This window comes from Stenotrophomonas maltophilia group sp. Smal17, assembly GCF_030237045.1.
Lineage (GTDB): Bacteria > Pseudomonadota > Gammaproteobacteria > Xanthomonadales > Xanthomonadaceae > Stenotrophomonas > Stenotrophomonas forensis.
Genome location: NZ_JASJSU010000122.1, coordinates 1 through 11622, shown reverse-complemented (window position 1 = coordinate 11622; position 11622 = coordinate 1). Strand labels below are relative to the sequence as shown.

General features: G+C 69.0%; 7 protein-coding genes and 1 pseudogene. 5 read left to right on the top strand and 3 right to left on the bottom strand.

Annotated features, from left to right (window positions below; genetic code table 11):
• Positions 1-88 precede the first annotated feature (88 nt).
• Positions 89-520, bottom strand: a complete 432-nt coding sequence (locus tag QRO93_RS19955) for a YkgJ family cysteine cluster protein (RefSeq protein ID WP_049458121.1) — start codon at positions 518-520, stop codon at positions 89-91.
• 104 nt (positions 521-624) lie between these two features.
• On the opposite strand from QRO93_RS19955, the gene oleC reads away from it, so the two are divergent.
• From oleC to QRO93_RS19940, 3 genes are all read left to right on the top strand, one after another.
• Positions 625-2283, top strand: coding sequence for an olefin beta-lactone synthetase (gene oleC / locus QRO93_RS19950; protein WP_285304336.1), 1659 nt, complete (start codon positions 625-627; stop codon positions 2281-2283).
• Positions 2280-3272 carry a 2-alkyl-3-oxoalkanoate reductase gene (gene oleD, locus QRO93_RS19945; protein ID WP_049458119.1) on the top strand — a complete coding sequence of 331 codons (993 nt, stop codon included), beginning with the start codon at positions 2280-2282 and terminating at the stop codon, positions 3270-3272. The genes oleC and oleD overlap by 4 nt, the downstream gene beginning before the upstream one ends.
• 82 nt (positions 3273-3354) lie before the next feature.
• Entirely contained in the window at positions 3355-3510 is a 156-nt protein-coding gene (locus tag QRO93_RS19940) for a DUF1328 domain-containing protein (RefSeq protein WP_004153593.1), read from the top strand.
• 96 nt (positions 3511-3606) lie between these two features.
• Here the strand turns inward: QRO93_RS19940 and ddlA are convergent, their stop codons facing one another.
• Positions 3607-4692 (bottom strand): D-alanine--D-alanine ligase, encoded by a 1086-nt coding sequence (gene ddlA / locus QRO93_RS19935; RefSeq protein ID WP_285304335.1) that lies wholly within the window; start codon positions 4690-4692, stop codon positions 3607-3609.
• 520 nt (positions 4693-5212) lie between these two features.
• Between ddlA and QRO93_RS19930 the strand changes: the two are divergent.
• Positions 5213-7723, top strand: a pseudogene (locus QRO93_RS19930) (PepSY domain-containing protein); the annotation flags it as partial.
• A 7-nt stretch (positions 7724-7730) separates the two neighbouring features.
• On the opposite strand, the gene QRO93_RS19925 reads toward QRO93_RS19930, so the two are convergent.
• Entirely contained in the window at positions 7731-10298 is a 2568-nt protein-coding gene (locus tag QRO93_RS19925) for a methyl-accepting chemotaxis protein (protein WP_285304334.1), read from the bottom strand.
• Between the two features lie 203 nt (positions 10299-10501).
• Between QRO93_RS19925 and QRO93_RS19920 the strand changes: the two genes are divergently transcribed.
• Positions 10502-11341 carry an arylamine N-acetyltransferase gene (locus tag QRO93_RS19920; RefSeq protein ID WP_180879948.1) on the top strand — a complete coding sequence of 280 codons (840 nt, stop codon included), beginning with the start codon at positions 10502-10504 and terminating at the stop codon, positions 11339-11341.
• The last annotated feature ends 281 nt before the right edge of the window (positions 11342-11622 follow it).

Genomic DNA, 11622 nt, shown 5'->3' with positions numbered 1-11622 from the left:
CACCGGAAGAGGTAATGGGTAGGTGCCGACCGTTGGTCGGCACACCGGCCAGGTTCATGAGGTTGCCGGCCAGCGGCCGGCACTACCACTACGCCGCGACCGGTGCCTGCGGTGGTGAGGACGGGCTGTTGCCGTTGTCGTCCGGATGACCGTCATCGTTCCCGGCCTCGTCGCGCCAGCGCCAGTCGGCCAGCGTCAGCGGATCCAGGCCATAGGCGATGCGCGCCTTGTCGCATTGCGGGCTGGCCTTGCCGTACTCCCACGACGCATCCACCTCGCGGCACACGCTGGGCCGGTTGGGGTGGATGGTGCAGCGTGAATACACGCCGATCTGCGCATCCAGCGCCACGCAGCGCACCGGCTTGGAGTGGGTGCCGCGCATGCACAGGCGATGCGGGTCGAGCACCTCGGTGAGCTGGTGCGGCACGCCGCCGGGAGTGACCTCGTCCGATTCCATCCAGTGGAAGGCCACGCGGTACTGAGTGCAGCAGGCGCCGCAGGTCATGCAGGGATGTTGCATGGGCAAGCCGCCTCGGGCGGCAGTCGGAATCAGGAACGAGGGTGCGGATTTTCCACGAAGTGGGCCGCCGCGCAAGAAATTCCGTAAGCGGCGACAATGAACGGATGAACGGACCCTGCAACATTGCGGCCCGCCTGCCTGAACTGGCTCGCGAACGCCCCGACCAGATCGCCATCCGCTGCCCCGGCCGCCGCGGTGCCGGCAATGGCATGGCGGCCTATGACGTGACCCTGGACTACCGCCAGCTGGACGCCCGCAGCGATGCCATGGCGGCCGGCCTGGCCGTCTACGGCATCGGCCGCGGCGTGCGCACGGTGGTGATGGTGCGGCCGTCGCCGGAGTTCTTCCTGCTGATGTTCGCGCTGTTCAAGCTGGGCGCGGTGCCGGTGCTGGTCGACCCGGGCATCGACAGGCGCGCGCTGAAGCAGTGCCTGGACGAGGCGCAGCCGGAGGCCTTCATCGGCATCCCGCTGGCGCATGTGGCGCGGCTGGCGCTGCGCTGGGCGCCTTCGGCCACCCGCCTGGTCACTGTCGGCCGCCGCCTCGGCTGGGGTGGAACCACCCTGGCCGCGCTCGAGCGCGCAGGCGCCAACGGTGGGCCGATGCTGGCCGGCACCGATGGCGAGGACATGGCGGCGATCCTGTTCACCAGCGGCTCCACCGGCGTGCCCAAGGGCGTGGTCTACCGTCACCGACATTTCGTCGGCCAGATCCAGCTGCTGGGCAGCGCGTTCGGCATGGAAGCCGGTGGGGTGGACCTGCCGACCTTCCCGCCGTTTGCGCTGTTCGATCCGGCGCTGGGCCTGACCTCGGTGATCCCGGACATGGACCCGACGCGGCCGGCACAGGCCGATCCGGCGCGATTGCACGACGCCATCCAGCGCTTCGGCGTGACCCAGCTGTTCGGTTCACCGGCCCTCATGCGCGTGCTGGCCAGGCATGGCCGGCCGCTGCCGACCGTGACCCGGGTGACCTCGGCCGGTGCGCCGGTGCCGCCGGACGTGGTCGCCACCATCCGCCGCCTGCTGCCGGCCGATGCGCAGTTCTGGACCCCGTATGGCGCCACCGAGTGCCTGCCGGTGGCCGTGGTTGAAGGCCGCGAGCTGGAGCGCACCCGCGCCGCCACCGAGGCCGGCGCCGGCACCTGCGTGGGCAGCGTGGTGGAGCCGAACGAGGTGCGCATCATCGCCATCGATGATGCCCCGCTGCCGGACTGGGGGCAGGCACGCGTGCTGGCCACCGGTGAGGTGGGCGAGATCACCGTGGCCGGACCGACCACCACCGACAGCTATTTCAACCGCCCGCAGGCGACCGCGGCAGCGAAGATCAGCGAAACCCTGGCCGATGGCAGCATCCGCATCGTGCACCGCATGGGCGACGTAGGGTACTTCGATGCACAGGGCCGCCTGTGGTTCTGCGGGCGCAAGACGCAGCGCGTGGAAACCGCACGCGGGCCGCTGTACACCGAGCAGGTCGAGCCGGTGTTCAACACCGTCGCTGGCGTGGCGCGCAGCGCGCTGGTCGGTGTTGGCGCCGCAGGTGCGCAGGTGCCGGTGCTGTGCGTGGAACTGCAGCGTGGCCAGTCCGACAGCCCGGCACTGCAGGAAGCACTGCGCGCTCACGCAGCAGCCCGCGTGCCTGAGGCCGGCCTGCAGCACTTCCTGGTGCATCCGGCCTTCCCCGTCGATATCCGTCACAACGCCAAGATCGGCCGCGAGAAGCTCGCCGTCTGGGCCAGCGCCGAACTGGAGAAGCGCGCATGAAGATCCTGGTCACCGGTGGGGGTGGTTTCCTTGGCCAGGCGCTGTGCCGCGGGCTGGTCGAACGCGGCCACCAGGTGCTGGCGTTCAACCGCAGCCACTACCCGGAACTGCAGGCGATGGGCGTGGGCCAGATCCGTGGCGACCTGGCCGATGCGCAGGCGGTGCTGCATGCGGTGGCTGGCGTCGATGCGGTGTTCCACAACGGCGCCAAGGCCGGCGCGTGGGGCAGCTATGACAGCTACCACCAGGCCAACGTGGTCGGCACCGACAACGTCATCGCCGCATGCCGCGCGCATGGCATCAGCCGGCTGGTCTACACCTCCACGCCCAGCGTGACTCATCGCGCGACCCACCCGGTGGAAGGCCTCGGCGCCGATGAAGTGCCGTACGGCGAGGATTTCCAGGCCCCGTATGCGGCGACCAAGGCGATTGCAGAACAACGCGTGCTGGCGGCCAACGATGCGACGCTGGCGACGGTAGCACTGCGCCCGCGCCTGATCTGGGGGCCGGGCGACCAGCAGCTGGTGCCTCGCCTGGCCGAGCGCGCGCGGCAGGGCCGCCTGCGCCTGGTCGGCGACGGCAACAACAAGGTCGATACCACCTACATCGACAACGCCGCGCTGGCGCACTTCCTCGCCTTCGAAGCCCTGGCACCGGGCGCGGCCTGCGCCGGCAAGGCGTACTTCATCTCCAACGGCGAACCGCTGCCGATGCGCGAGCTGGTCAACAAGCTGCTGGCCGCCGTGGGGGCGCCGACGGTGGACAAGGCGATCAGCTTCAGGACCGCCTACCGCATCGGCGCGGTCTGCGAGCGGCTGTGGCCGTTGCTGCGCCTGCGTGGCGAACCGCCGTTGACCCGTTTCCTGGCCGAGCAGCTGTGTACGCCGCACTGGTACAGCATGGAGCCGGCACGGCGCGATTTCGGCTACGTGCCGCAGGTCAGCATCGAAGAAGGGCTGCGCAGGCTGAAGGCTTCATCTGCCGCATAGATCGCCATCACCGGTTGCACACCGCCAGATCGGGAGGATGGACCCACGCCATCCAACGGCCCGGACATCTGCGAGGAGCGCCATGCTGCATTACGCCGTCATTTTCTTTGTCATCGCCATCATCGCCGCCGTGCTCGGTTTCTCCGGCATTGCGGGTGCTGCCAGCAACATCGCCTGGATCCTGTTTGTTGTGTTCCTGGTACTGGCAGTGATCTCGATGTTCCGCAAGCGCGGGTAGAAGACCGCAGGGTAGTGCCGGCCGCTGGCCGGCACTGTTTTCTCCGGTGGGTGCCGACCGTTGGTCGGCACGCCCTTCGTCGAGCATGGCTCGACGCTACAGAAGCTGCCTGTCTGCCCCATGGCGCTCCAGCGCAAGTTCAATCAGCCGCGTGATCAGGCTGGTGTAGTCCACGTCGCTGGCACCCCACAACTTCGGGTACATGCTGATGCGGGTGAAGCCCGGCAGCGTGTTGACCTCGTTGATGACGATCTCGCCGTCTGCGGTGAGGAACACATCCACGCGCGCCATGCCGGCACACTCCAGCGCCTGGTAGGCCTGCAGCGCGATCTGCTGGATGCGCGCCTGGGTGGCGGCGTCGATGTCCGCCGGTACCACCACGTCGGCACCGCCTTCGTTGATGTACTTGGTGTCGTAGGCGTAGAACTCGTCGTGCACTACCACTTCACCGCACACGCTGGCCCGCGGCTGCGCATTGCCCAGCACCGCGCACTCGATCTCGCGGCCGACCACCGCCGACTCCACCAGCACCTTGTGGTCGTAGCGCAATGCCAGCGCCAGTGCCTCGGCAAAGCCGGCCGGGTCCTTGACCTTGCTTACACCCACAGATGAACCCTGGTTGGCCGGCTTGACGAACAGTGGCAGGCCGAGCTGCGCGATCACCGCCTCGACATCGACGGCCGCCGCCTGATGGCGACGGATGCACAGCCACGGCGCTACCTGCAGCCCGGCATCACGCAGCAGGCGCTTGGTCACATCCTTGTCCATCGCCACCGCCGAGCCCAGCACCGGCGAACCCACGAAGGGCAGGTTGGCCATGCGCAGCAGGCCCTGCAGCGCACCGTCCTCGCCCAGCGGGCCGTGCACGATCGGCAGCACCACATCGATCTGGCCCAGCACGCTGGCCGCATCGGAGGGCTGCAGCTGCGCCTGCTCCGTGCCGGGAAGGACCGCCAGCGACTGGCCGGAGCGATGCAGCGCGATGCGCGACGGATCATCGGCATTGAGCAGGAAGGTGTCCGGCTGGCTCAGATGCCACTGGCCCTGCTTGTCGATGCCGACCAGCACCGGCTCGAAGCGCTCGCGGTCGAGGGCATCGAGGATGTTCTTCGCCGACTGCAGCGAAACTTCGTGCTCGGAGGACCTGCCCCCGAAGATGATGCCGACCCGGGTCCGTGCCATGGAGTTGCGATGTCCTGTGCGTTGCGTGGCCGTACAGCATGAACCTTCCGTTGCCACCCAGGTGAGGCACAGATGAACCAGAATTCCATCCACGCATGGCGTGGATCTACCGTGTCGACCAAGGTCGACACCCACCAACAGCAGCAGGAACCTGTCGAAGGCGGGGTGGGTCCGGTTGCGGGGGTGTCCGCGGCATGGATGCCGCGGCCAAGCCCCCAAGGGTGAGGGCGCTTTGCTTGCGAAGCACTGCTTCGCAAGCGCCCGAACGCACAGCCGCCAGCGGCTGGGCCGGACCCCGGAGGGGGGTTTACGGCGTCCCCCGCAACCGGACCCACCCCGCCATCCCACGGATAGCCCGCTTTTGACGTTGACGTTGACGTTGCCTCGGCGGGTGCCGGGCGCAGCCCGGCCGATACCCCCCGCTTGACCGCAGCCAGGGGGCCACGGAAAATTCCGCGACTAATTCTCATTTGCTGTTGCGCAGGATGCGGGCGGCAGCCTTCCAGGCCCTCCTCCTTCGATGTTCAAGAACATCCTGTTCCAAGTGCACTGGCTGCTGGGCATCACCGCCGGTGCCATCCTGGCCGTGATGGGCCTCAGTGGTGCCGTGCTGTCCTTCGAGGACGAACTGCTGCGTGCGGCCAACCCCGGCTTTGCGGCCATCGCCGAACACCACGCCGACAGCCAGCTTCCGCTCACGCTCAGCGAGCTGGTGCCGCGGCTGCAGGCCGGCAGCGAACGCCCGCTGCAACGCCTGCGCGTCGACGCCACCGGGCAGCGGCCGTCGGTCGCGCGCTTTGCCGGCGGCAAAGAGCATTGGGTGTATTTCGACCCGTACAGCGGCGAGCGCTTCAGTGCCCTGCGCGGCCAGGCGTTCTTCGATTTCGTCGAAGACCTGCATCGTCATCTCGCGGCCGGCGAACGCGGCAAGTGGATCACCGGCAGCTGTGCGATCGCGCTGCTGTTCTTCACCCTGTCCGGGCTCTACCTGCGCTGGCCACGGCGCTGGTGGCACTGGCGCAGCTGGCTGGCGGTGGAGTGGAAACGCAGTGGCCGCGGTTTCCTGTGGAGCCTGCATTCGGTGGTCGGCACCTGGGTGCTGTTGATCTACCTGATGAGCGCATTGACCGGCCTGTGGTGGTCGTTCGACTGGTACCGCAGCGCCGCCAACAGCGTGTTGGGCGTCGCGCCGGCGGCCAAGCATACGGTGGCCATCGATGCCCCGCTGGACCTGCAACGCGTCGAAGCCACGCTGTATGCCTTGCCCGGCGTGCGCACCGGCTTCATCGACCTGCGCTTGCCGGAAAAACCGGGCCAGGCGCTCAACGTGCGGGTGATGGCCGGTGATCCGTCGCAGCGCGGAGGGCACCATGATCGCGCGCATGATCTGCTGCAGCTGGACCCGGCCAGCGGCGCGGTGCTCGATTCCCGCCCCTACGATCGCCAGGGCGCGGGCGGCCAGCTGGCCACCAGCGTGTTCGCGCTGCACTCGGGCAGCTACTTCGGCCTGCCCGGGCGCGTGGTGGTGATGCTCAGCAGCCTGGGCATGAGCCTGTTCTTCATCACCGGCTGGATGTTGTACCTGGATCGCCGCCGCAGCCAACGCGCGGCACGCGGGCTGCGCCAGTCGCTGCCGATGCCGGCCGCCACCGAAGGCCATGGCGCGCCGTGGCTGGTGGTGCATGCCAGCCAGAGCGGCCTGGCCGAACAGCTTGCATGGCGTGCGGCCGCGAAGCTGCAGGCGGCCGGTTACGCGGTACAGGTGCTGCCGTTGTCGCGCATCGATGCCGCGAAGCTGCAGGCCACCTCGCAGGCGCTGCTCGTGTTGAGCACCTTCGGCGACGGTGAACCGCCGGATGCCGCCCGACGCGCGGCACGCCTGCTGCTCGCGCAGGCACCGGACCTGTCGGGACTGCAGTTCGGCCTGCTCGCGCTGGGGGACCGCCAGTATCCGCACTACTGCGGCTTCGGCCGCCAGGTCGATGGCTGGCTGACCGGCAACGGGGCACGCGCACTGTTCGCGCGCATCGATGTCGATGCCGCCTCGGTGCCGGCCCTGCGCCAGTGGCAGCTGCAACTGGGCGCACTGACCGGCATCGCCACCGATGACAGTGTGCTGCCGCCCGCAACGCGGATGCACGACTGGCGCCTGCTCGGCCGCGACCGCCTCAACCCGGGCAGCATCGGCGGCGCGATCTGGCGTATCCGTCTTGCCGCCCCGGCCGATGTGCAATGGCAGGCCGGTGACATCCTGCATATCGCGCCCCGCCACAATGCGCGGCATGCGGGTGCAGTGCTGAAGGCGCATGGACTGGATCCCCTGCAGCCGCTGCTGGTTGACGGCGCGCCGCGCACGCTGCTGGCGTTGGCCAGCGAACGCGAGCTGCCGGACGCCGATGCCGCATTGCCCGTGCAGGATGCCTGCCTGTGGTTGTCCGGGCTGCCGATGCTGCCCGGCCGCGAGTACTCGATCGCCTCCGCCGCGAACGACGGCGAGGTGGAGCTGGTGGTCAGGCTGGTCCATGACGCCGCCGGTCGTGCCGGGCTGGGCTCGGGCTGGTTGTCGCTGCATGCGCCGATCGGCGCCAGCGTCGTGGCCCGCGTGCATCGCAATCCCGGTTTCCATCGGGTGCCTGCTGCGCCGATGGTGCTGGTCGGCAACGGCACCGGCATCGCCGGCCTGCGCAGCCTGCTGCGCGAGTCCGCGCATGCACGCGAGCACGGGCACTGGCTGCTGTTTGGCGAGCGCCAGCGCGCGCACGACCTGCTGTTTGCCGACGAGATCGAGGCCTGGCAGGCGCAGGGCCATCTGGCGCGGGTGGACCTGGCGTTCTCGCGCGATGGCGGAGGGGGCTATGTGCAGGATCGACTGCACGCCGCCGCCGATGTGCTGCGCGACTGGATGCAGCGCGGCGCGGTGATCCACGTCTGTGGCTCGCTGCAGGGCATGGCCGAAGGCGTGGACCAGGTGCTGCGCGCCGCGCTGGGCGATGACGCGGTGGAAACGCTGCTGGAGAACGGGCACTACCGGGGCAGGATCAGGCTGCGGCGCGGGCCTGCCGCGCCGGCTGCAGGCGGAAGGCTCCCACCGCTTCGGCCAGGGCATGCACCTGCGCCTGCATCTGTGCAGTCGAGGCACCGGCGTCTTCCACCAGGCTGGCATTGCGCTGGGTACTGGCTTCCATCTGCACGATGGTCTGGTTCACCTGTGCGATGCCAGCATGCTGGTCCTGCGATGCGCTGCGGATGCCGGCCAGCAGGTCCGCCAGCTGCTGCACGCTGCCGACGATCTCGCCCATCGTGGTGCCGGCCTGCTCGGCCTGCTGGTTGCCCTGCCCGACACGCGCCACCGAATCCTCGATCAATCCCTTGATCTGCTTGGCTGCCTCGGCACTGCGCTGGGCCAGCAGGCGCACTTCCGCGGCCACCACGGCGAAACTGCGGCCCTGCTCGCCGGCACGTGCCGCTTCCACCGCTGCGTTCAGTGCAAGGATGTTGGTCTGGAAGGCGATGCCATCGATCAGCTGGGTGATGTCACCGATCCGCCGTGAGGCTTCGCTGATGCCGTGCATGGTCGCCACCACCTGGCCCACGGCGTCACCGCCGCGCTGGGCCACCGCTGCCGCACCCTTGACCAGCGCATCGGCGCGACCGGCCGCGTCGGCATTGCGGCCCACGGTGTCGGTCAGCTCATGCATCGACGCCGCGGTTTCTTCCAGGTTGGCCGCCTGCTGCTCGGTACGCTGCGACAGGTCGTGGTGGCCAGCGACGATCTCGCCAACGCCGGTATCCAGGCTGGAGGTGGCCTGCTGGATGCGGGTAACGATGCGGCCCAGCTGCGCGACGGTGGCGTTGGCATCGTCGCGCATGCGCGCGAACACGCCCTGCAGGTCGCCGTCCATGCGCACGCTGAGGTCGCCGCGTGCCAGCGCGGCCAGCAGCGCCTGCAGGTCGCCGAGATTGGTTTCAAAGGTCGCCAGCAGGCGGTTGATGCTGGTCGACAGCGTGCGCACGAAGCCCTGCTTGCCGTCCAGCACGATGCGACCGTGCAGGTCACCGTGCGCGGCGGCGTCGACCAGTGCAGCCACTTCGGTTTCGAGCAGGGTTTCCAGTGCGCGGCTGCGCCATTCCACCGCCACACCGAGGAACTGTCCTTCGTCGGTGATGGGATTGGCGATCAGCTGGTAGCGGACGCCGTCTTGGCCGATCTCGCGTTCTTCGCGCTGGCGTACGCCGGCCAGGCTGGCCAGCGCCGGATGCAGGCGCACCGCTTCGCTGGCCACGAGCGCGTCAGCCTGCAGGTCCAGCTGCTGCAGCAGCGCCGGGTTGGCATAAGCCACCAGCCCTTCGGCATCGATCACCATCAGGCCGGTCTGTGCGCTGTCCAGCGCCTGGCGCACGCGGGTATTGCCGCGCGCCACCGCGCGCTCGGTCTCGATGCGCGCACGCAGGCGCTGCTGCATGTCGACCAGGCGCTGGGCGAGCTGGCCGATCTCATCATTGGCGTTGTATACGCGCAGGGAGGTGTCCAGGCGGTCGTCCGCGATATCGCTGGCGAAGCGCAGGGTGTCCTGGATCGGCTGGCGCACCGCGCGCAGGACCAGCACCAGGCTGGTGATCAGCACGCCGGCAACCAGCAGCAGGGTCAGCGCGAACAGCACGCTCATGGCGCGCGTGCCGGCCTGCTGGCGCGCCTGTGCCTCGGCCAGCGCCGCCACCTGGGCCTGCTGGAAGGCGGCCAGTGCCGGCGCCACTCCGGCGGCGGTATCCAGCAGCGACTGCGCCTCTACATCCAGGCCGACCCGGGCGGCGGTGTAACCCAGCAAGGCGACCTGATAAGCCTCCATGCCGCTGCGCAGGGCATCCTGCACATCGGTGGACAGGCCGGCCAGCGCGAGGTCGAACGGCAGCTTCTCTTCGCTGGCACGGTCGGCATGGGCAGAGTCACCGTCGAGCAGCAGCAATGCTTCCTGCCGGCGCATCTTCTGCAGGGACAGCGCCAGCAAGGGGCGCTGCAGCGCATCGACCTGCGCCTGCAGGGTGTCGGCGGCCTGCTGCAGCTGCGCGGCAAGGCCGGCATCACCCCGGCCCATCTCGTCGACCCGTTCGAACAGGGCCGCGACGCCCTGAGAGAACGCGTCCGCGGCTTCGGTCAGCACCTGCAGCGCCTTGCGCCGCCCGGCATCCATCGGTATCGCGCGCAGCGCCTGCAGGTCGGCCTGCAGTGCCTTCTGCGTGGCCAGCAACTGGTTGCGGTCAGCATCATCGAAACTGCGCGCATACTGGGTCTGCAGGCGCCGGGCTTCGGCCACACGCGTGGCCAGGCTGGCGGCCAGGTCGCTGCCGCGCTGGTAACTGGCCTGATTGCGTGCGGCCTGCGCGCTGGCGTGGCCGGTCCAGGCGTAGACCGCGGCGATTGCCACCAGGCCCAGGCCACAGACCCAGAGGGTTGCCTTGAGCTTGTTGGCTACGCTGAGCCGGTGCGGCTGCAGCCACAGCAGCAAGCTCGACGACAGCACGCTCGACGACAGCACGCCGGGCGACGCCGCGCGCAGGCGGGCCAGATGCGTGCGCAGGGACCGGAGGTGGGGAACGACGGCCGACATGACAGACTCCAGGCGGAAGGACGCACCTGTATCGGCTGGATTCCCGGCAACTTTAGGCCCGTTTTCGTGCCACTGCGACGCTCGCGGGCGGACGCGGCCTTTGTACCGGGCACAGGCGACGGGGGCATGACACCGGCGCTGCGCTTGACCTCAACCCCGGTTGGGGGCGCACAGTGGACGTCCCTCCCCTGCCCGGTGCCCGCATGACGACGCTTGATATCCCTCGCTACCTGCAGCGCCTGCAGCTGGATGCACCACCCCCGCTGACCCTGGCCGGCCTGTCACTGCTGCAGCAACGCCACAACGCGCTGCTGCCGTTCGAGACGCTCAGCTGCCTGCTGCGTGACGCGGTACCGATCGACCTGGACAGCGTGCAGCGCAAGCTGCTCGACGAGCGCCGGGGCGGATACTGCTTCGAACTCAATGGCGGCCTGCTGGCGCTGCTGCAGGCGCTGGGCTTCGATGCCCAGCCGCTGAGCGCACGCGTGCTGCTGGCGGCACAGGATGGCGAGCTGACCGCACGGACCCATCTGCTGCTGCGCGTGCATGTGGAAGGCGAGGACTGGCTGGTCGATGCCGGCTTCGGCAGCCTGACCCCCACCGTGCCGCTACGCCTGCACGACACCGCACCGCAGGCCACGCCACACGAGCGCTACCTGCTGCAGCGGCTGGGCGATGACGGCGATTTCGTGCTGTCGGCCGAATCCAGCGATGGCTGGCGGGCGATGTACCGCTTCGACCTGCAGGCGCCTGCGCCGATCGACAACGTGGTGGGTAACTGGTACGTGTGCACCCACCCCGACTCCAGCTTCCCGGGCCAGCTGCGCGCCTCGCTGACCGGGCCGGACTGGCGCCGCACCATCGGCAGTGGCAATTACACCGAGTACCGCCCGGGGCAAGCGCCGGACAAACGCCCGCTGCACGATGTCGGTGACGTGCGCGAGGTGCTGCAGCAGCGCTTCGGCCTGCAGCTGCCGGACGACCCGCGGCTGGACCCGGCGATCAATGACTGGCTGCAGCGCTCGCGCGCCGCAACACCGTAGCGTCGAGCTTGCTCGACGGAGGCGTTGCTGGCGCCGTCAACAGCAGTCGAGCAAGCTTGACTCTACAGAAGCGAGAGCGGCGGTGTTGGCCGGAATGATGCCAACGGCATATGAGCGCGTAGCGTCGAGCTTGCTCGACGGAGGCGTTGCTAGCGCCGTCAACAGCAGTCGAGCAAGCTCGACTCTACAGAAGCGAGAGCGGCGGTGTTGGCCGGAATGATGCCGACGGCATATGAGCGTGTAGCGTCGAGCTTGCTCGACGGAGGCGTTGCTAGCGCCGT